This is a genomic window from Streptomyces sp. SID3212, assembly GCF_009865405.1.
In the GTDB taxonomy this organism is placed as follows: domain Bacteria; phylum Actinomycetota; class Actinomycetes; order Streptomycetales; family Streptomycetaceae; genus Streptomyces.
Genome location: NZ_WWJY01000968.1, coordinates 26,014 through 46,195, shown reverse-complemented (window position 1 = coordinate 46,195; position 20,182 = coordinate 26,014). Strand labels below are relative to the sequence as shown.

27 protein-coding genes are annotated in these 20,182 nt (G+C 69.8%); all 27 read left to right on the top strand.

Annotated features, from left to right (window positions below; translation table 11 throughout):
- Nucleotides 1–102 precede the first annotated feature (102 nt).
- The 27 genes from GT042_RS29025 to GT042_RS28895 all read left to right on the top strand — a co-directional run bounded on the left by GT042_RS29025 (nucleotide 103) and on the right by GT042_RS28895 (nucleotide 20,182).
- On the top strand, nucleotides 103–483 hold the full coding sequence (locus GT042_RS29025; RefSeq protein ID WP_161311674.1) for a hypothetical protein: 381 nt from the start codon (nucleotides 103–105) through the stop codon (nucleotides 481–483).
- Between the two features lie 157 nt (nucleotides 484–640).
- Nucleotides 641–1,003, top strand: coding sequence for a hypothetical protein (locus GT042_RS29020; protein WP_161311673.1), 363 nt, complete (start codon nucleotides 641–643; stop codon nucleotides 1,001–1,003).
- Between the two features lie 227 nt (nucleotides 1,004–1,230).
- Nucleotides 1,231–1,656: a hypothetical protein gene (locus GT042_RS29015; protein WP_161311672.1), complete on the top strand. Its 426-nt coding sequence runs from the start codon at nucleotides 1,231–1,233 to the stop codon at nucleotides 1,654–1,656.
- Nucleotides 1,657–1,717: 61 nt separating this feature from the next.
- Nucleotides 1,718–1,945, top strand: coding sequence for a hypothetical protein (locus GT042_RS29010; RefSeq protein ID WP_161311671.1), 228 nt, complete (start codon nucleotides 1,718–1,720; stop codon nucleotides 1,943–1,945).
- 103 nt (nucleotides 1,946–2,048) lie between these two features.
- Nucleotides 2,049–2,498 carry a hypothetical protein gene (locus GT042_RS29005; protein WP_202534085.1) on the top strand — a complete coding sequence of 150 codons (450 nt, stop codon included), beginning with the start codon at nucleotides 2,049–2,051 and terminating at the stop codon, nucleotides 2,496–2,498.
- Between the two features lie 79 nt (nucleotides 2,499–2,577).
- Entirely contained in the window at nucleotides 2,578–3,153 is a 576-nt protein-coding gene (locus GT042_RS29000; protein ID WP_161311670.1) for a hypothetical protein, read from the top strand.
- 311 nt (nucleotides 3,154–3,464) lie between these two features.
- Nucleotides 3,465–4,016 carry a hypothetical protein gene (locus GT042_RS28995; RefSeq protein ID WP_161311669.1) on the top strand — a complete coding sequence of 184 codons (552 nt, stop codon included), beginning with the start codon at nucleotides 3,465–3,467 and terminating at the stop codon, nucleotides 4,014–4,016.
- Between the two features lie 5 nt (nucleotides 4,017–4,021).
- The gene (locus GT042_RS28990; RefSeq protein ID WP_161311668.1) at nucleotides 4,022–4,306 is read left to right on the top strand and encodes an HNH endonuclease; all 285 of its coding nucleotides are present in this window, start codon (nucleotides 4,022–4,024) and stop codon (nucleotides 4,304–4,306) included.
- Between the two features lie 2 nt (nucleotides 4,307–4,308).
- On the top strand, nucleotides 4,309–4,524 hold the full coding sequence (locus GT042_RS28985) for a hypothetical protein (RefSeq protein ID WP_161311667.1): 216 nt from the start codon (nucleotides 4,309–4,311) through the stop codon (nucleotides 4,522–4,524).
- Between the two features lie 56 nt (nucleotides 4,525–4,580).
- Nucleotides 4,581–5,078, top strand: a complete 498-nt coding sequence (locus tag GT042_RS28980; protein ID WP_161311666.1) for a hypothetical protein — start codon at nucleotides 4,581–4,583, stop codon at nucleotides 5,076–5,078.
- Nucleotides 5,079–5,097: 19 nt separating this feature from the next.
- Nucleotides 5,098–5,343 (top strand): hypothetical protein, encoded by a 246-nt coding sequence (locus GT042_RS28975; protein WP_161311665.1) that lies wholly within the window; start codon nucleotides 5,098–5,100, stop codon nucleotides 5,341–5,343.
- A gap of 4 nt (nucleotides 5,344–5,347) precedes the next feature.
- On the top strand, nucleotides 5,348–5,788 hold the full coding sequence (locus GT042_RS28970) for an AAA family ATPase (RefSeq protein WP_161311664.1): 441 nt from the start codon (nucleotides 5,348–5,350) through the stop codon (nucleotides 5,786–5,788).
- 253 nt (nucleotides 5,789–6,041) lie between these two features.
- Nucleotides 6,042–6,329: a hypothetical protein gene (locus GT042_RS28965; protein ID WP_161311677.1), complete on the top strand. Its 288-nt coding sequence runs from the start codon at nucleotides 6,042–6,044 to the stop codon at nucleotides 6,327–6,329.
- Nucleotides 6,313–7,824, top strand: coding sequence for a terminase (locus GT042_RS28960; RefSeq protein ID WP_161311663.1), 1,512 nt, complete (start codon nucleotides 6,313–6,315; stop codon nucleotides 7,822–7,824). Before GT042_RS28965 ends, GT042_RS28960 begins: the two co-directional genes overlap by 17 nt.
- On the top strand, nucleotides 7,821–8,018 hold the full coding sequence (locus GT042_RS28955) for a hypothetical protein (RefSeq protein WP_161311662.1): 198 nt from the start codon (nucleotides 7,821–7,823) through the stop codon (nucleotides 8,016–8,018). The genes GT042_RS28960 and GT042_RS28955 overlap by 4 nt, the downstream gene beginning before the upstream one ends.
- The gene (locus GT042_RS28950) at nucleotides 8,015–9,316 is read left to right on the top strand and encodes a phage portal protein (RefSeq protein ID WP_161311661.1); all 1,302 of its coding nucleotides are present in this window, start codon (nucleotides 8,015–8,017) and stop codon (nucleotides 9,314–9,316) included. Before GT042_RS28955 ends, GT042_RS28950 begins: the two co-directional genes overlap by 4 nt.
- A complete protein-coding gene (locus tag GT042_RS38380; RefSeq protein ID WP_202534084.1) occupies nucleotides 9,313–10,536 on the top strand; it encodes an HK97 family phage prohead protease in 1,224 nt (407 codons plus the stop codon). The genes GT042_RS28950 and GT042_RS38380 overlap by 4 nt, the downstream gene beginning before the upstream one ends.
- Nucleotides 10,537–10,600: 64 nt before the next feature.
- Entirely contained in the window at nucleotides 10,601–11,845 is a 1,245-nt protein-coding gene (locus tag GT042_RS28940; RefSeq protein ID WP_161311660.1) for a phage major capsid protein, read from the top strand.
- Nucleotides 11,846–11,912: 67 nt separating this feature from the next.
- Nucleotides 11,913–12,317, top strand: coding sequence for a hypothetical protein (locus tag GT042_RS28935; protein WP_161311659.1), 405 nt, complete (start codon nucleotides 11,913–11,915; stop codon nucleotides 12,315–12,317).
- A complete protein-coding gene (locus GT042_RS28930) occupies nucleotides 12,317–13,015 on the top strand; it encodes a hypothetical protein (protein ID WP_161311658.1) in 699 nt (232 codons plus the stop codon). The genes GT042_RS28935 and GT042_RS28930 overlap by 1 nt, the downstream gene beginning before the upstream one ends.
- Nucleotides 13,016–13,028: 13 nt before the next feature.
- A complete protein-coding gene (locus GT042_RS28925) occupies nucleotides 13,029–13,841 on the top strand; it encodes a hypothetical protein (RefSeq protein ID WP_161311657.1) in 813 nt (270 codons plus the stop codon).
- Nucleotides 13,842–14,309, top strand: coding sequence for a hypothetical protein (locus GT042_RS28920; RefSeq protein ID WP_161311656.1), 468 nt, complete (start codon nucleotides 13,842–13,844; stop codon nucleotides 14,307–14,309). It abuts the gene before it with no gap.
- Between the two features lie 26 nt (nucleotides 14,310–14,335).
- Nucleotides 14,336–14,557 (top strand): hypothetical protein, encoded by a 222-nt coding sequence (locus GT042_RS28915; protein ID WP_161311655.1) that lies wholly within the window; start codon nucleotides 14,336–14,338, stop codon nucleotides 14,555–14,557.
- 3 nt (nucleotides 14,558–14,560) lie between these two features.
- Nucleotides 14,561–15,550: a phage tail tube protein gene (locus GT042_RS28910; RefSeq protein ID WP_161311654.1), complete on the top strand. Its 990-nt coding sequence runs from the start codon at nucleotides 14,561–14,563 to the stop codon at nucleotides 15,548–15,550.
- 13 nt (nucleotides 15,551–15,563) lie between these two features.
- Nucleotides 15,564–16,085: a hypothetical protein gene (locus GT042_RS28905; RefSeq protein ID WP_161311653.1), complete on the top strand. Its 522-nt coding sequence runs from the start codon at nucleotides 15,564–15,566 to the stop codon at nucleotides 16,083–16,085.
- A gap of 17 nt (nucleotides 16,086–16,102) precedes the next feature.
- Nucleotides 16,103–16,570: a hypothetical protein gene (locus tag GT042_RS28900; RefSeq protein WP_161311652.1), complete on the top strand. Its 468-nt coding sequence runs from the start codon at nucleotides 16,103–16,105 to the stop codon at nucleotides 16,568–16,570.
- A gap of 141 nt (nucleotides 16,571–16,711) precedes the next feature.
- Complete coding sequence (locus tag GT042_RS28895; RefSeq protein WP_161311651.1) at nucleotides 16,712–20,182, top strand: hypothetical protein; 3,471 nt, start codon at nucleotides 16,712–16,714, stop codon at nucleotides 20,180–20,182.

Sequence of the window (20,182 nt, the reverse complement as noted above, 5' to 3'; positions counted from 1 at the left end):
TCCCCACCCCACTGGTGTTGCAATTCAACACGCGAGGTGTCATACTTGAGACACAAGGGCGGGGCCGCGAACCCCGCCCACCACCCAACCGAAAGGCATACAGTGTCCGATCTCGAAGACGGCGTGATGCAGCGCCTGACCGCCCGCATCGCGTTCACCTACGCCCGGCTGGTGACCGTCTGCGCGGCCCTCCCGATCCCGGTGGCCCTCCCGAAGGGTCAGGTCTCCCACCGGGAGACCGTCCCGGCGGTCCGCCGGATCACCGAGCTGATCACGGAAACCCTCCTCCCGGACGAGCAGAGGGGGCAGCTCGTCACCGCCGCCACCATGTGGCTGATCGCGGTCGACCTGCACATCCTTCTCACGGATGAGGACGGGGAGGGGTTCATCGAATCCCGCGCCGTCGGCGCCCTGGGGGTCCTGATCATGGCCATGGGGGATCTTGACGCCCTGGGTCGCTGGCAGGCGCTCAACCCCAGCTAGGCCCAACCCCCACCCCGCGCGCGCCCCCGGCATCCAGCCGGGGGCGCGCCCCATTCCCCACCCCATTGGTGTTGCAATTCAACACGCGAGCTGCCATACTTGAGACACAAGGGGCGGGGCCGCGAACCCCGCCCACCACCCAACCGAAAGGGATGCGATGTCCGACTTCGAAGAGAACGCCCGGCGGTCCGTGATCGTGCACCTGCACCACGCCTACCTCCACCTGGTGGCCGTCTGCGCCAACCTCCCCGTGCCGATCTCCCTGCCGGAGGACTTCGAGCCGCGAGAGACCGTGGCGGTCCTGGAGCGGGTCGCGGAGATCTCCGACGACCAGCCCATGCCCGAGGACCAGCAGGCCGACCTGTTCACCGGCGCGATCATGATCCTCGCGGCAACGGACCTCGTCGCCGCGATGAACGCCCGGTTTGTCGAGTGGAGGCCCATGGCGGCCATGGCGACCCTTGAGGTTGCCCTGGACGCCCTGCACGACCTGATGGAGTGGCAGGCCGAGAACGACTGACCAACCCCTCGCTGCGCCCCCGGCACCCAGCCGGGGGCGCGCCCCTTTTTGCTGCATGCGAGGGTTGCAATTCAACACGCGAAGGGTCATACTTGAGACCACGGGGAAGAGCAGCAGCAGCCCGGAAATGAAGCGACCGGCAGGACCGGGCCGAGGCCCAGACGCCCCGAGGGGCGCTCGCGAAACCCTGCCGGTCTCACCCAACCCTCCTGAAAGGGTCACGACCAATGGTAGCCACGCCCAGCGCCCGGGACGAAACGCTCGCCGAGATTGCGGTCCGACACGGCCGCGACTACGAGACAGTGCGCGGCCAGTGGGCCCGCCAAGCTGTCTGGCCGCCCGCCACCGGCAAGCGCGGCAAATGGAAGCTCTACGACTCCGCCACCGTCGACGCGGTGATCGCCCGGCACTTCGTCCGGGACACGGGCAGCCTGGAACCCCGCCGGCTGTACACCGCGAAGGAGATCGAGGCCGCCACGGGCATCAGCGCCGGCACCATCCGCACCGACCGGACCAAGCTGCGCGCCGACGGCACACCCCGCTGGCCCGCCCCCGACGACACCAGCGAGAAGGCCCACCGCTGGTACGGCGACACCATCACCACCGAACTGAAAAAGCGGCGCAAGTACAAGCGCTCAGCGCCGAAAAAGTAGCCTCGCCGCCGACCTCCGCAGTTTCCGCACATGCCCGTACGCTCTGCGTCACCATGGACTCATGGCCGACGACATCAACTGGGCTGAGCGAGCTGCCCGACTTCGAGCTTCGTACTACCGATACCTTGCCGCCCGTTCCGACGTCGAGGCAGCAACAGCCCGCATGTCCGTGTCGATGCGGCGCTTCGCCGAAGCCATTCAGCGCGGCAACGATCAAGAGATCGCCCAGCACCCCGACCTCGCTGAGGTCAACGTGATCCTCGACGCGTACTACGACCCACCCGCCTGACGCCCCGTTGTCGGCCCCCGCCGAACGGTGGGGGACATCCCACCCGACTCTGCTGCGCCGCTATTCGGCAGGGCCTCACTCCGTTCCGACCCAAGGAGGACCGTTGATCAGCTCACGAGCCGCCGCAGCAGGCGCCCTCTACGCGCTCACCCGCGTCTCTGCCGACCTTGGCGACCACTGGATCCAAACCCACAACCAAGCCCTTACGAAGGCCCAGGACAGCGCCGCTGGCCGCCGAGCGTGCGCGGCCCACGTCGCCACCTACGTCGCCGCCCAGGCCGTAACCGTCGGAGCCGGAGCACTCCTGCTCGGCATCCGCATCACCCCCGGCCGCGCCATCGCCGCCCTCGCCGTCTCTGGCATCACCCACTACGCCGCCGACCGCCGCGCGCCCGTACGACGCCTGGCCGAGACGATCGGGAAGAAGGGGTTCTACGACCTCGGCGGCCCGCTCGGCGGGTCCTATCTGCTGGATCAGTCACTGCATCACGCCGCCGAGGCTGTGGCTGTCGCCATCCTCGCGACCGGCACACCGCGCGCCTTCGTCGTGTAACGGACCCATCACCCCGGGGACGCGCACACCGCCCGTACGGCACGCTGGCCTCTCCGCACACACAGTCCTGGGGGGACCCATGCGCACCCGCAACACCACTGCCCTCGCCGCCACGATGCTGCTCGGCACGCTCGCTGCGTGCAGCAGCGGCACCGACGACCAGGAGGCGACCAAGGCCTCGCCGGTGTCGACCAAGGCGCCGGCCAAGGCCTCGCCGAGTCCGGCCGCACCGATGCCACTGGGGACGGTCTTCACGCTCCCCGTAGCTGAGGACGGGTCGATCACCACGGCGACTGTCCTCGGCTACGAGCAGGGGACCATCAAGCCCCAGAGGTCAGCCGACGCCGAGTTCGGCACCAAGGGCTACGTCTGGGCGGCCATCGAGCTGAAGGTCTGCAACAAGAAGGGCAACCTTGGCGTCACGCGGTACCCCTGGGCCCTCGCCTACACCGACGGCACCCGCATCGAGCCCAGCGGCGTGACGTACGGCGACTTCCCCAAACCTGAGTACCCGTACGAGGCGACCGTGAAGACCGGGGACTGCGTGCGCGGCAAAACCGTGTTCCCGGTCCCCGGTAACCAGCGACCCGAGCGGGTGCTCTACACCACCGACATCCTGCCCGAGCCCGCTGAGTGGGCCGTCCCCGCCAAGTAGCGTGCCCTGGCGGCCGGGTGGCGCCCCACAGCCTCCCGGCCGCCAGACCGGCAACCTGCGGACCAATTTCGCAGCCCACGAGACCTCTCACAGCCCATGCGCCGCTTGCGTTCTGTGTGATCATCCCGCATATTGGGGGCACGTCCACCGTGCCAGGACACGGACGAAGGCCCGCCCCGAGCGGGCCTTTCGCATGTCCAGGCCGACCCCCAGACCACTCAGGGGCGAGTGGGGCGAGAGGAGAGCCGCCCGGCGTGTGCGGCGCCGGGCGGCCACCCGCCACACCCGAACCAACGTCCCCAGGGGGCCTCATGACCGTGATTGCCGGGCTCGTCCACACCGGCCGTGTCCACCTGGCCGGAGACTCCGCCGGAGTCGGCGGCTACAGCCTTACAGTCCGCCGGGACCCCAAGGTCTTCCGCAACGGCCCCTACGTCATGGGCTTCACGTCCAGCTTCCGCATGGGCCAGCTGCTCCAGCACGCTCTGCGGCCGCCACGTCCCAAGGGCGACCTGGAGGAGTTCATGGTCACCAAGTTCATCGACGCCGTACGTACCTGCCTCAAGGACGGTGGATGGGCGAAGAAGGACAGCGAGCAGGAAGAGGCCGGGATCTTCCTGGTCGGCGTGGTCGGGCGTCTGTTCGTCGTGCACGCCGACTACCAGGTCGGCGAATCCGCCGACGGATACATGGCGGTCGGCTGCGGAGACGACCTCGCTCTCGGCGCCCTCCACGCAACCGCCGCGCTCGACATGAAGCCCAAGGCGCGCCTCACCGCCGCGCTCGCGGCCGCCGAGCGCCACAGCGCCGGCGTCACCGGACCGTACGCGTACGCCAGCACACCCCGCCTGCGCGCGACGTAACGCCCATGGCTGGCAACCTCCGCAACGGCCGCCCGTACCGAGCCCTGTGCGTCTGGCAGCGCAACCTCGGGCTTCCGTGCTGGTTGTGCGGCCACAACATCGCCTACGAGATCACCGGGCCCGAGGCGGGCAAGCACCCGCTCGCCTTCACCCTGGACCACCTCGTGCCCCTGTCGCGCGGCGGCGACCTCCTCGACCCGGCCAACGCCCGCTCAGCGCACAGGAGATGCAACAGCGCCCGCGGCAACCGCACGTCGATCAAGCAACCCCGAGCCTCACGGAGATGGTGACCATGGCCGTACCAGCAGTCCCCGCTTCCTTCCTCGTGCACCTCGCCGACGGGCGCACTTGGAGCGGAGTGCAGTTCATCCCCGGCGGCTTTGTCTGTGTCCACACGCCCGACGACCCCGGCGGCATCTGCACCATCGCTACGTCCACCGATGACCTGCTGGCCGACCGGGCGCCGGGGCACCCGCTCCACGGCGCCCGAGTGGAATGGGCGGACTGAGCATGGCCGGCGGCGAGACCACGGCAGAGATCACCTGTCCTGCCTGCCAAGCAGCAGTGACCGTGCCCGTAACGGTCCGCTACCGACCCGGGGTTGACGCACTGGTAGCCGTCGACACGAGCCGGATGTGGCAGCACCTCGCCGAACACGAGACGGAGATGGCCTCCGAGCCGACCGTGACGTTGGCCAGCGCCTGCCTTCTGTCGAAGTGGGGCTTCAACGACGGCCAAGCCCCCGAGCAGTGGCTCGACTGGTGCGAGGCCAACGGCATCGACTACAACCGGCTCGACTACCCGCTCGCCCGCCTCGTTCGCGACCACCTTGTCCCCGCCCTCGACCAGGCCGTCACCGTCGTGGACATCGGGACCTCCCACAACCCGATCCGCGCCGAAACGGTCGACGGGGCCGACACCACCGAAGCCTGGTACGGACGAGCACCGGAACCGACGCTCACCCCGGACACGGTCGACGTCCCGATGACCGAAGTGCTGCGCCTCGCGCTGGAGGAAGCCGGCCTCGCAGAGCCGCCCCGCCTTCCCCCGAGCCTCCTCTGACCCGCCCGACCTCACGGAGATGGTGACCATGACGGCGGCGCGCCCGAAGCGATCCGACCTGACCACGGTCGCGCTCCTCACGGCAGTCCAGCGCCACGGGTTCAACGCTTGGGAGACTTTGGCCGCCGCATACCCGCCGAAGCTCGTCCAGGCCGCCATCCAACGAGACATCAAGGCTGGGCACCTGGAGTACGGCGTGTCGCTGGAGCGACCCTGGCTGACGCCGCAAGGGACGTGGCGGCTGAACGCCGACAGCCGGAGGTGAGCCCGTGCTGTACGTAGTCACCGGCCCACCCGGGGCGGGCAAGTCCTCCTGGATCCGGGCCCACGCCAAGGCCGTCGACATCGTCATCGACCTGGACCTGATGGCGCTGGCCATGGCCGGGCCGGGCGCTGACCACCACAGCCACACCAAGGCGCTGCTGCGCGTCGTCCACCGCGCCCGCCAGGCGGCCGTGTACGAGGCGGAGCAGGTACTCGACACCACCGACGTCTACCTGATCCACACCATGCCCCAGGCCAAGGCCCGCGCGCGCTACAAGCGGCTCGGCGCGCGGATCATCGTTGTCGATCCGGGCGAAGCGATCGTGCGCCAGCGGGTGCGGGACATGAGGCAGCCCGCGATGGAGGGTGTCGTGACCCGCTGGTACCGGGACCACCGGCAGGGCGGATCGCGTCCCGTCACCACCCAGGCGTCCCGGGCATGGTGACCGCCGGGCACTGACCGACGGTCACGGAGCGCCAGCAGCCGCGCCGGTGATCGCGTCCCGGCGGGGAGAGTGGATTCAAAGTTCAGGGGGAAGGCGGGCGACCCAAACGCCCTTCTCGCCCGGACTTTTGCGCGGCCATTTTTGAAGCCGCTATTCACCCGCAGCTCGACTTGGCCACTTTAGCGACCGTCACAGTCCGTAATCACCCGCCGGTGACCCTGAGTGAATTAGCAGATGGTCACGGGGGGTGACGATGGGGATCGCCGACCAAGTCCGCGCCGAGATCGACGGCCTCGGTGTGGAGTCGGTCGCCCCCGGCCTCGCCGCAGTGGTCGTCCGCCTGGCCGAAACGCTGGACGCGATCCCGGTCGGGGAGGCCGCGACCGCCCAGGCCGTCGTCGCCGACAAGCTCGCCGCAGCCCTGAACCGCCTCCGGGCCCTCGCCCCGCCAGCGACCAAGGGGGACGCGGTCAATGAGCTTGCGGAACGGGCCGAGAAGCGGCGAGCGGCAGCCCAGCAGCGGCATGCCGGGTCCGGCTGAGCCGACTGTCTACGGGTCGCAGGAGCCGCGGATCCGGACCGCGCCGGCGGACTCCATCACCAGCGCCGGCCAGGAGGCCGTCGAACTGGCCGCGCAGGCCGGCCTGCACCTCGACCCGTGGCAGCAGCTGGTGCTGCACGAGGGCATGGGCGAGAAGCCGGGGGGCGGCTGGTCCGCGTTCGAGGTCTGCACGAACGTCCCGAGGCAGAACGGCAAGGGCGGGATCATCGAGGCCCGCGAGCTGTGGGGCCTGTTCCTCGGCGGCGAGCGGATGATCCTGCACTCCGCCCACCAGTTCAAAACGTCCAAGGTGGCGTTCCGCCGCATCGTGGGACTCATCACCAACTGCGATGACCTGCGCAAACGCGTCAAGGCCGTCCGCTACACGACGGGTGAGGAGTCCATCGAACTCCTCGACGGGGCGATCCTCCAGTTCCTCGCCCGCTCCGGGGGCAGCGGGCGCGGGTTCACGGGCGACTGCAACATCATGGACGAGGCGATGTACCTGGGGCGCGACGCCATGTCGGCCTTGATGTTCACGATGGCGGCCATCGCCGACCCGCAGCTGTGGTACTTCGGCTCGGCCGGCGTCGGCTCCCCGTCCGTACAGCTCGCCCGGCTGCGCCGGCGGGCCCTGGAAGCGCTGGAGTTCGGCAGGCCCGACCCGTCGCTCGCCTACTTCGAGTGGTCGATCGACCAACACCGTGACGAGTGCCCGCCCGACTGCGCGGAGCACGACGACCCCGAGTCGCCCGAGGCGGTGCTCAGGGCCAACCCCGGCGTTGGCTACCGGCTGACGCTGGAGAAGTCCATGAACGAGCGCCTCAGCGTGAGCCCCGAGGACTACGCCCGCGAGCGCCTGGGCGTCGGCGAGTACCCGTCGGACGTCGAGGACACCTGGCGGGTGATCCCCGAGGACACGTGGCGGGCCCTCGGTGACGGAACGTCAGTCCCCTCGGACCCGGTGGCGTTCGCCGTCGACACGACCCCCGAGCGGTCACACAGCGCGATCACCGTGGCCGGGCCCAGCGGTGACGCTGTGCACGTGGAGGTGGTCGACCACCGGCCGGGGACCGGGTGGGTGGTGACCCGGCTGGTGGACCTGGTCGAGAAGTGGCGGCCGTGCGCGGTGGTCATCGACGCCGGCGGGCCGGCCGCCTCCCTGATCCCCGCGTTGAGGAAGGCGCTGGTCGAGAAGAAGCTGGACCAGGTCGGCGGTAGGGACCTGCTGGTGGAGATGAAGACGCGTGAAGTCGTCGCGGCCGCCGGCCAGTTCTACGACGCGGTCATCGAGCAGGGCATCGTCCACCTGGACCAGGCGCCGCTGGCCACCGCGCTCGCGGGGGCGGACAAGCGGCCGGTGGGCGAGGGCTGGGCCTGGGCGAGGCGCGGCGTGACCGTCGACATCAGCCCGCTGGTCAGCGCCACGCACGCCGCGTGGGGCTACGCCGAGCGGGCGCACGTGGAGCCGGAAGGGGCGCCGAACCTGTGGTGAGCGAGCGAGCACTGTTGATCGCGGAGGTGCTGTTCGTCCTGGTCGCGGTCGCGGGTATCGCCTTGTGGAGCGTGCCGGCCGGGCTGCTGGCCGCCGGGGTCCTCGGGACGCTGGCGTGCGAGCGCGCGTCGGCCGCCGGCCGTACGGGCAGCGGCGTACGGGCTGAGGACGCGAAGGGGCGTGAGGGCCGGTGAGCCTGTTCGGTCTGTTCGAGGGGCGCGGTATCGAGAACCCCGCGCAGCCCCTCACCTCCGCCTCGGTGCTGGAGTATCTCGGCGGCCGTGAGCTTGAGGCCGGCGTCTCGGTCTCGGAGAGGTCGAGCCTGCACATGCCGGCGGTGTGGCGGTCGGTGAACGTGATCGCCAACGTCGCCTCGGCGCTGCCGCTGCCCACCTACCTGACCGGCACGAAGAAGAAGGACACCTCCCCCCTCCTGGCCGACCCCCACCCGGACCTCACGCCGTTGGAGCTGTGGCGGCTGGGCTACGTACACCGGGTCCTGTGGGGCAACACCTACATGCAGAAGGTCCGCAACGGTGCCGGCCAGATCAAGGAGCTGTGGCCGATCACCCCCGACCGCGTCAAGGTGGGACGGGTGAAGTCTTCCGACGATCTGCCGTCGGGCAAGATCTTCGGCGTCACGGACGACTGGGGCGAGACGCAGCCGCTGACATCCCGGGAGATCCTGCACATCCCCGGGCTGGGGTACGACGGGCTGACGGGCTGCTCGCCCGTACGGCTGGCCGCCCAGGGCATCAGCCTGGCCCAGGCGGCGGAGATGTCCGCGGCCCGCATGTTCGGGTCGGGCAACATGATCGGCGGCGTCCTTCAAACCGAGCAGAGGCTGGACCCGGACCAGGCGAACGCCCTCAAGGAGCGGTGGCGGGCCAAGATGTCCGGCGTCCGCAACGCGCACGAGGTGGCGGTCCTGGACTCCGGGGCGAGCTTCAAGCCGGTGGCGATGCCGAACGTGGACGCCCAGTTCCTGGAGTCCCGGGAGTTCCAGGTGGTCGAGGTGGCCCGCATGTTCGGCGTACCCCTGTTCCTCCTGATGGAGACGGCGAAGTCGACCAGCTGGGGGACGGGGCTGGAGCAGCAGGCACAGGGCTGGGTGACGTTCGACCTGGCACCGACGTGGCTGACGCCGACCGAGCAGCGGATCACGAAGGAGCTGCTGCCGACCGGTGTGCAGTACGCGAAGTACCAGCTCGGCGGACTCCTTCGCGGGGACAGCGCGGGGCGGGCGACCTTCTACCGGGCGATGCGCGACGTCGGCGCGTACAGCGCGAACGACATCCGCGACCTGGAGGACCGGACGCCGATCGGTCCGGAGGGCGACATCTACCTCCAGCCGATGTACATGGCCCCGCTCGGGTCGAACCCGCTGGCCGATTCGCCGGCCGGGGATTCCAGGGCGGCCCGCGCGGCCGCTCTCATTGCGGAGGCACAGCGGCTGATGGCCAGCACTGACGAGACGGGGGACGGCGCATGAACTTGACCAGGACCACGGCCGAGGAGCGTCGGCGTCTGCCGCTGTCCACGGCCGACGTGGCGATCCGGGCGGAGGGCGACGCAGGGGCCCAGAGGTTCCGTGGGTACGCGGCGAAGTTCAACTCCCGTACGGCGATCGGCAATCCGCTGCGCTGGGGGTTCTACGAGGAGATCGCGCCCGGCGCCTTCACGAAGACGCTGACGGAGGGCGACGCAAGGTTCCTCGTGGACCACGACTCGTACTACGTGGTGTCCAGGGTCAGCGCCGGCACGCTCAGCCTGGCGGAGGACTCGCTGGGCCTGCCGGTCGACTCGGCGCTGGACACGGAGCTGAGCTACGTCTCCGACCTCAAGGCCAACGTCCGCAACAAGAACATCACGGGGATGTCGTTCGGGTTCTACGTGATCAAGGACGACTGGACGACGGAGACCGTGGAGACGGTCGACGGCGACTCCGTCGAGGTCGAGGTACGGCGCATCCTGGAGGTCCGGCTGATCGAGGTGTCCGCGGTGACCTTCCCCGCGTACGTGGACACCGAGGCCGAGCTGGCGAGCGTGGCCAGCGCCCTGGTCCAGCGCGGTGACCGCAGCGCGATCGAACGGCGCGCGGCCTACCGGCCGGAGCTGCGGGACCTGTTCCAGATCCTCGACGCGGAGCGGCCCCCGCCCGCCGCGGCCCGCCAGGCGCCGCCGGCGGAGGAACGAGCGGCGATCCCCGCGCACACGACCGACACCTCCGACGCCGCCTGGGACGGTCCGGCCAACGCCGGCGACCTGCCCGCCGAGGAGACGGCGCTGCGCCTGGCGCACGCCTGGGCGGACCCCGACGGCGACGCCGCCGCCAGGTCGTCCTATCGGTTCATCCACCACTTCGTGGGCGTGGACGGCGACGTGGGCGCGGCCTCAACGGTCGCGTGCACCACGGCGATCGGCGTCCTGAACGGCGCCCGCGGCGGCACCACCCTGGCGGACGAGGACCGCCAGGCGGTCTACAAGCACCTGGCCCGGCACCTGAAGGACGCCGGCCAGAAGGCACCAGAACTCAAGCAGGTCGAGGGCGAGCCGGGTGAGTCCACTCGCGAGACCAGCACAACGCAGGACGCAGTCGTGGACGCGGACGACTCCGAGTCGGGAGAGACCACTCGGACCGGCAACGACGCGATGGCCCTGCGCATGAGGGGCTTGGCCGCACGGTACGGCCTACAGCTCAGCTCCTCGTAACCCACTCACCCCGAAGCCCCGGCTCTGTGAGCTGGGGCTTTGTCATGCCTGGAAAGGATCAGACATGCCCGCTCAGCTGGACCGGCTCATCGATGAGCAGAACAAGACGTGGCAGCGGATGCAGGACATCCAGACCCTCGCCGAGCGCGAGGAGCGCGACTGGACGGCCGAGGAGCGCACCAACTGGGACGCCGCCGAGGCGCGGCTGACCGAGGTGTCCGGCGACATCGAGCGCATCAACAAGATGGCCGCGCTCGACAAGATCGACCGCAGCCAGATCGTCACCACCACCGGCGAGCCCGAGGGGCGCCGCGGCGGCGACGCTGCGGAGAAGGCGAAGCGGTACGCCGACACCTTCGGGGTCTACCTGCGCGGCGGCATGGACCGGCTCAGCCCGGACCAGCGGAACATGATGATGGATCACGAGGTCGACCTGCGCGCGATGGGCGCGGGCATCGACACGGCGGGCGGGTTCACCGTCCCCGAGGAGTTCCGCAACATCATGACCGAGACGATGAAGGCCTTCGGCGGCCTCCTCGGCCTGGCCGACGTCATCACGACGTCGACCGGTGCGGACCTGAAGTGGCCGACGAACGACGACACCAGCAACGAGGGCGAGATCCTCGGCGAGAACCAGCCCGCCGGCGAGCAGGACCTGGCGGTCGGCGGGAAGACGCTCAAGGCCCACATCTTCTCGTCCAAGCAGGTCCGGCTGTCGCTGTCGCTCCTCCAGGACTCGGCGTTCGGCCTGGAGTCGTGGGTGCCGAAGAAGCTGGGCGAGCGCATCGGCCGCCGCGCCGCCCGCGCCTGGACCACGGGAACCGGCGTCGACCAGCCCGAGGGTCTGACGACCGGCGCGGCCGTCGGGAAGCAGGGAGCAGGCGGTCAGACCACGTCCGTCATCTACGACGACCTGATCGACCTGGAGCACAGCGTCGACAGCGCGTACCGGCCGAACGGCCGTTACCTGATGCACGACTTCACGCTGAAGGTCATCCGCAAGTTGAAGGACGGACAGTCCCGGCCGCTGTGGACTCCCGTCCCGGCGCCCGGCTTCCCGTCCACGATCAACGGGTTCGAGTACACCCTCGACAACTCGATGCCGATCCCGGCCGCCTCGGCGAAGACGATCGCGTTCGGCGACTTCAAGGCGGGCTACGTCATCCGCCAGGTCCAGGCCGTGCAGACCCTGCGCCTGGTCGAGCGGTACGCCGAGTACCTCCAGGTCGCCTTCCTCGGCTTCGCCCGTATGGACGGCGGGATCCAGGACTCGTCCGCGATCCGCCTGTACCAGCACGCCGCATCCTGACCACCCGCACGTACGGGCCCAGGCTGCCGTGCCTGGGCCCGTCGGCATTCACACGAAGGAGTGCGTCATGAGGGACGCGTACAGCAACATCACCGTGCGGGAGACTTTGGCGATCGCCGCCCGCACCGCCTCGGCGAACGGCACCGGCGTCGACCGCTACCTCAGCGGGGCCGCGTTCCAGGACGTCATGATCATCGTGCACACCGGGACGATCACCGACGGCACGCATGCCATCGACGTGCAGGAGTCCGATGACAACGCCACGTTCACCTCTGTGGCGGCCTCCGAGTTGCAGGGCACCGAGCCGTCCATCGGCGCGGCCGACGACAACAAGATGTTCGTCGTCGGGTACAAGGGCATCAAGCGGTACGTACGCGCGGCCGTCACCGCCTCGGGGACCACGTCGGGCGGTACGTACGGCGCGTCGGTGCTGCTGGCCAACCCGCGTACCGCCCCGGTGGTGCACGCCTGATGGCGCGCATCCGGATCCTGGAGGCGGCCGCCGGCGACAACTTCTCCTGGGCACCGGGCGACGTGGTCGACCTGCCCGAGGAGCAGGCCGCCAGCTGGGCCGACGGACACCGCGCCGTACGGGCCGACGACAGCGGACCGGCGCCGGCCTTCACCGACGAACCGCCGAGGATCACCGTCAGGACTACGGACGGGGCCGACCTGCCCGTCCTCGGCGCAACGTTGGTCGAGGCCCTCGTGGACGACGACGGGTCCTACACCGAGGCGTCGTGGTCCGTGACCGTCGACCTGCCCACCGAGCAGCCGGTCGAGGGGACCCCCTCCTCCGCCGAGCAGCCCGACCCCGTCGGCAGCGAACCGGCCGGCGCGCCCTCGGCGGCCCCTGCCGCCGGCGAGCCGGACGACTCTGCCGAGGCTGACGAGGACGAGGGGGAGGACGTGTTCGATCCGATCGGCCACAACGTCCCCAGCGTCCTCGCCCACCTGGAGGACGCCGACGAAGCGGAGGTGCTGCGGGTGCTGGACCTGGAGGCGGCCGGCGAGGCGCGGAAGACCATCCTCAAGGAGCGGGAGGCGATCCTCGCGCGGGCCCGCGCCCGCACCGCCGGACGGACAGAGGACGAGACCGGGGCGGAGGTCGCGGCCGACGACTCGCGACGGGGTGGTCGCGCGGGCCAGCCCGAGCGTCGCGCGTGGTGACAGGAGGCCAGCCGTGCCGTTCGACCTCGGCTCGACCGCCCGCCTGACGGCCACGTGCCGCGACCCCGGCGGCGCCCCGGCCACCGCCGCCACCGTCACTCTGACCCTCGGTCTGCCCGACGGCACCACCACCACGGTCCCCGCCATCGAGACCGTGACCGGCAGCTACCAGGCCGACTACGTCACCGTCCAGCCCGGGCGCCACACCCTGAGGTGGGTGTTCACCGGCCCGGCCCACGCGTACACCGACGTCCTCGACGTCCAACCGGCCACGACGCACGCGATGTTCTCGCTGGCCGACGGCCGCAAGCACCTGCGACTCACCTCCACGAACGAGGACGAGGAGCTGCGGGAGTGGATCGACACGACGACCCGCGGCGTTGAATGGTTCGTCGGTCCGGTCGCGATCCGTACGGTCACCGAGCTGCACAACGTCCGCCGCGCCGACGTCCTGGCGCTGCGCCAGGTGCCGGCCGTCGAGGTGTCGGCGATCGAGGCAGTCCTGTCCGGGGACAGTCCGTACGAGGTCGCCGACACCGACCTCGACCCCGCGACGGGCATCCTGCGCCGCCTCGACGGAGGCCTGTTCCACGGGCCGCTGCGCGTCGTCTACACAGCAGGCCGGCGCATCGTCCAGGACAACATCACCTCTGCCGGCAAGCTGATCCTCCAGCACCTCTGGCGGACCAGGCAGGGCCCCGGCCGGCCGCAGATGGGAACCTCCGACTACGACGTCACCGAGCCGGTGCCGGGCCTGGGCTACGCCATCCCCAACCGGGCCATGCAGCTGCTGAGCCCGGACCAACTCCCCCCAGGAATGGCATAGATGTACACCTCCGCCGTGCCCGGAGTCATAGATCAACTGATCGCTGTCCTGCGGGCGGACCCCGGCCTGAACGGGATCCAGGTGATCGACGGACCGCCGGCGGAAGACATGTCCGCCACGGAGTTCGTCGCCGTGGGATGGACCCTCACAGACAGCACAGCCGCTGAGCTTCAGCAGCGGTTCAACGCCGCTGGCGCCCGGACCCGGGACGAGGACTTCAGCATCGCGGGCTGGGTCGAGTCCTGGACCGGAGACGCAGAGATCGGCCCGCGCCGACGCAGGGCCTTCGAGCTGCTGGGGCTGGTCGAGGTCGCGCTGCGCGCATCGGACGCGAACCCTGAGGCGCCCACCCTGAACGGGTCGGCCCTCTGGGCACAGCTGGCCAACGCCTCCCTTCAGCAGGCATTCACCGACCAAGGGGCCAGGGCCGGCATCGCCTTCACGATCACCGGCCGCTCCCGGCTCTGACCCGCTCCACCTTCCAGGAGGAACCCATGGCGCGCGTGCGCTACATCGGACCCGTCCCCGTCCACGTGCCGGAGCTGGGGGCGTCTCGCGTCGTCCAGCTGGACGAGACCGTCGAGGTCCCCGACTCCCGGTACGCCGCCTACGTCTGCCAGCCGCAGACGTGGGAGTCGGTCGAGGAGCCCAAGGACGAGACACCGCCCCCGCCGGCGAAGAAGGCCGCGGTCAAGCCGCAGCAGAAGGAGGGCTGATCCATGGGGATCGGATCCGGCCTCGGCGCACAGATCGGCCTGGCCGCCGAGTCGACCTACGGCACCTACGTGGCGCCGACGCTGTTCCCCGAGTTCAGCAAGTCGTCGCTGGCGTACAAGAAGACGACCGCGCAGTCCTCGGGCATCGCGGCCGGCCGGCAGCTGGCAGTGGCGTCGCGGCGTGTGGTGACTCAGAGGGAGGGCGCGGGAACGGTGGAGATGGAGGTCATGAACAAGCTCATGGGCCTGATCCTCCAGAACTTCATGGGCACCACCGTGACCCCGGTGCAGCAGATGGCCACGGCCGCGTACCTCCAGACCCACACCCTCGCCGACGTCGTCGGCAAGAGCCTGACGATCCAGCAGGGAATCCCGCTGACGACGGGCACCGTCACCGACAAGACGTTCGTCGGCTGCAAGATCATCAGCGCTGAGTTCAGCTGTGAGGTCGGCGGGATGCTGACCGTCAGCCTGGAGATCGACGCCCAGGGCGTGGACGAGACGCAGACCCTGGCCGCCGCGTCGTACCCGACGGGCATGGCCCCGTTCCACTTCGCGCAGATGGCCGTGAAGACCGGCAGCTACGGCACGGAGACCGCGCGTGACGGCATCCGCAAGGTGTCCGTCAAGTTCGAGCGCCCGCAGGCGACGGACCGCTTCTACGCGAACTCCTCGGCGACGAAGAAGGAACCGATCTCCAACGACCTGACGAAGATCACCGGCAGCGTCGAGATGGACTACGTCGACACGGTCCTTGACGACATGAACACCTCCGACGCCGGGACCGCGTTCGTGTGGGAGTTCATCGGCCCGATCATCGCGAGCACGTACCGGGAGACGTTCCGGATCAAGTTGCCGGTGATCAAGTTCAACGAGGGGCCGCCGACGGTCGAGGGCTACGAAGTGATCAAGCCGACCCTCAGCTTCGAGGGGCTCTTCGACGGGACGAACCTGCCCGCGATCGAGTACATGTCCACGGACATCACTCTCTGACCGGAGGGGCGTCGTGGCCAGCAGCATCCAGATCCAGGGCACCGGTCAACTGCTGGACCTGAGCCGGCGCCTGCGTGCCGCGTCCGGGGCGCCCGTCCAGCAGAACTTCCAGAGGCGCATCCGCCGCGCGGCCGAGCCGCTGCACCGCGACCTGGTCGACGTGATGACGAACCTGTCGATCACCAGCCCCGGCCGGTCCGCGGGGAAGCGTGGCGGACCGCCGGGCACCAGCCGCCCGCTGCGCCGCACGCTCGCGCAGGCGATCCGCATCAGCGTCCGGACCAGCGGCAACCCCGGGGCCCGCGTGTGGGTCGACAAGGGCCGACTGCCGTCCGACCTGAAGAACATGGCCAAGGCCCTGAACGACGAGTACTCGGGGCGCCTGCGCCACCCCGTGTTCAACAACCGGCGCCGGTGGGTCAACCAGTGGGTCACGCCCCTGTGGTGGACGAACACCGTGCGCCAGCACGAAGCCCGTATGCGCGCCGAAGTGCAGCGCGTCACCGACGACGTCCGCCGCGATCTCGGCGGCTGACCACGCCAGGAGCACCAGTGATCATCAAGTACACCCCCGAGACCGGCGAGCCCGAGCTGTTCGATGCGAGCAAGCTCCTCACGTCGGAGGCCGCGATCGTATGCCGCACGATCGACCGCCAGTGGGGCGAGGTGAAGCGCGGCATCCTCGGCGACGACCCGGACTCGCTGCGGGCGGTGGTGTGGGTGATGAAGAAGCGCACCACCCCGGCTCTTCGCCTCAGCGAGTTCGACCCGACCATCGACCAGCTGCGATCCCAGTGGGACCAGCGCGAGGTCCGCGAGTACGCGGGTGTGGCCCTCGCCGCTGACGTCACCGACAAGGAACGCCAGGAGGAGATCGACCGCCTGGTCCGCAACGCCGCCGACGTCGCGGCGGCGCAGGCCGTGGTCGATGAGCTGACTGCGGCGCAGGACCCCGAAGCGTCGGGCCCAAAAGAGGCGACGCCCGCGACCGGGAGCCGGACCTTGACGAAACGGTCCTGACCTACCTCGGCCAGTTCGCCGAGCGCCTCGGACTCGGCGCACGCGACATCGATGACCTGACCGTCACCGAGTTCTACACCTACGTCGATTACCTCGACCGCCGCGAGGCCCAGGCCAAAGCACAGATGGAGGCGGTCGCGCATGGCTGAGCGTATGACGTTCGTCCTAGACGGACGCGACAACCTCTCCACCACCCTCGACCGGGCAGGGGACTCCGCCGACCGCCTGGATCGGCGGATCACCGGCGCCATGAACCACAGCAACCAGGCCGTCGGCCGGTTCACCCGCGACAGCCAAGGCCGCCTGCATGACGCGCGCGGCCACTTCCTGTCCACCGGCGAGGCGACCCGGGTCATGGCCGCTCACGCCGCGCAGCTCGCCCCGGCCCTGACCCGGGTGGCGAGCGCGACCACCGTGGTGAACAACCAGCTCGGCACCCTGAGCAACTACACCCGCGACGCGAACGGGCGGCTACGCGATGCGCGCGGCCGGTTCCTCGGTGCGGGCGACGGGGCGAACACCGCCGACGGTGCGGTCGGCGGGCTGGCCTCCCGCCTTCGCAGCTTGGTCGGCGCCGGTGACGGCGCTTCGGAATCCCTCGGCAAGGGCGGCGGCCTCAGCGGCAGCATGGGCATCGTCGCGGCGATCGCTGCCCTCTCGCTGCTGCCGGCGCTCGGCGCTCTCATCCCGATGCTGGCGGGGCTCGGCCTGCTCGCGGGCACCGTGAAGTTGGGGTTCAAGGGGGTCGGCGAGGCGGTCGCCCTCGCGACGACCGACAAGAAGGAGTACGCCAAGGCCCTGAAGAAACTGCCCGCGCCCGCACGGGAGTTCACCAAGGCCCTGGTCGGAGTCAAGAAGGAATTCTCAGAGCTGGCCGGGCCGATCCAGAAGGCCATGCTGCCCGGGTTCACCAAGGCCGCGAGGGAAGCCGGCCCGGTCGTTGACATCCTCGGCAAGGGCATGACCGAGCTGGGTGGCGGCCTCGGCGACGCGGCGGCCGGCGCCTCCCGGCTCATGAAGGACTCCGGGTTCCAGAAGGACTTCGGCCAGACCCTCAAGCTGGGCAACGTCTTCGTCAAAGACCTGACGTCCAGCATGGGCCCGTTCGTACGGGCGCTGGTCGACTTCGGCGCGGCCAGCGGCCCCACCCTCCGGTCGTTCTCGTCCGGGATCTCCGGGCTCCTCGGCAAGGGCGGCGGTGGGCTGGCCGGATTCTTCGACGGGCTCAAGACTGGCGTCGGTGGTGCGTCGGCCCTGCTCGACGGGTTGTTCGGTGCGGTCAACCGGGTCCTGCCCGCCTTCGGCCGGCTCTCTGGTTCCGTCGCCGACGCCTTCGGCCCACTCCTCGGCGAGCTGGCCGACTTCGGAGGCAAAGCCGTATCCGTCCTGATGGACGGGCTTGGCGGTGCGGCCAAGTGGCTGTCGCCCGTTTTCCACGACCTGGCCTTCGGGGTGAAGGCCGTGACCACCGTCCTCGGCCTCATCGGTCCGACCGTGAAGGACATGGCCGCCGCGATCTTCGGCAGCTTCATGCCCGCGTTCTCCGAGGTCGACAAGGCCAAGGGCCCGCTCCAGAGCCTGCTCGACAACGTCAACGAGAACAAGGGTGCGATCCAGGAGTTCGCGCGGTCCTTCTCCAGCGGCGTCATCGACATCGCGGGTTCCGTGATCAGCAACCTCCCCGGGATGCTGGGCATCTTCCGCATGGTCACGGGCGGCATGGTCAGCTCGCTGGGCGGCGTCCTGCACGCGGCGGCTGCCACGTTCGGCTGGATCCCCGGTATCGGCGGCAAGCTCAAGTCCGCCGACCAGGCGTTCGCGTCGTTCAAGGACAGCTACGTCTCCGGGCTCAAGTCTGCGGAGGCGTCCACCCGCGAGTTCGCCGAAGGCGCCCTGCCCAAGCTCCAGGCCGGCCGACTCCAGATGAACATCAACAACTGGGAGTCGCAGATCGCGACGGCGAAGGGGCAGCTCAAGTCCGTTCCTGCCAGCAAGCGGGCCGATCTGCTGGCGCGGATCAACGACCTTCAGCAGAAGGCTGCCGCCGCTCGCGGCGAGTTGCAGACAATCAAGTCCAAGACGGTCGACATCCGCGCGCGGGACGCGGCGTCCGCCACAGCCCGTGCGATCCAGGCGGCCATCGCCCGGATCCAGGGCAAGACCGTCACGGTCCACACCATCAACATGACCAGCACCGTCGCCCGGAACAACGCGAACTACCGGGCGAAGGGCGGCCCGATCCACCGCGCTGCCGGCGGTCCGGTGGGCTTCCCCGGCGGGGGACACGTACGCGGTCCGGGCACGGAGACGTCCGACTCGATCGCCACGTTCCTGTCCGACAACGAGTACGTGATCAAGGCCAAGTCGGTGGCGAAGTACGGGCTGCCGATGCTCGATGCCCTGAACGACGGGCGCTTGGAGATGGCGGCGGCCGGTCCGTCCGGTGGCGCCATGTCGAGTGCCGGACGGGACGCAGGGCGCGGCCTGGCCTCCGGGCTCCGGTCCTCGCTGGCCCCGGTGGAGAAGGCCAGCCGCGCGATGGCCGCGGCCGTCGAGAGCGGCATCCGGGCGGAGCTGGAGATCGCCTCCCCGTCGAGGAAGACGAAGGCGCTCGCCGACGACACGGGCAAGGGCTTCGTCGCTGGATTGACCGGGTCCAAGGCCAGGATCGCCGCCATGGCGAAGGACCTGGTGGCGGACATCTGGAAGGCGTGGAAGGGCACCAAGTCCACGAAGGATTCCCAGCTCGTCGCCATGGTCAACCGGGACACGGCGAAGCTCCAGGCGCTGGCCACCAAGAGGGACGTCGTCGCGGCGAAGATCAAGGCGGCGAAGGCGTACGAGAAGGAGATCCGGGACAACGCCCGCCAGGGCGCGGGGCTCAGCAGTCTCGGGCTCCAGCCGGAGGAGGTCACGGCCGGCTCCATCAAGGGCGGCCTCGCGGCGAAGCTCGCCGAGATCAAGACGTTCTCGTCGCGGATCTACGCCCTGTCGAAGAAGGGCCTGAATAAGGGGCTGCTGCGGCAGATCCTCAACATGGGCCCGGAGGCTGGGGGCGCCTACGCGTCGGCGTTGATGGGTGCGGACAAGGCCACGTTCGCCAGCATCAACAAGCTCCAGTCGGACCTCGACGCGAGCACCGCGACCCTTGGCCGGGTCGGTGCGGATGCGCTCTACGACGCGGGCAAGAACAGCGGCAAGGGCTTCCTCGCCGGGCTGGCCGGGGAGCAGAAGGCCATCGAAGCCCAGATGGTGAAGATCGCCAAGGGCATGGAGAAGGCCATCAAGAAAGCCCTGGGCATCAACTCGCCCGCCAGGGTGATGATGCCGCACGGCGAGAACGCCACGAAGGGTGTCGGCGTTGGCGCGCTGGCCGGTATCCCTTTCCTCGACCGGGCGATGAACACGGTGGCCGGCCGGGTCTCCTCGGTCCGCCCGGTGATGGGCGCCGCCGTCCTGCCCAGCGCAGCGATGGCGACGACGGGTACTCACGTGACGTGCCTGCACATCACCATCCCCGGGCTCGTGGTCGACCCGGTGGCAACGGCTCGGATGATCGACACCCTGCAAACCAAGTACGGGCGCTACACCGGAACCGGCGGGAGGCCCTGA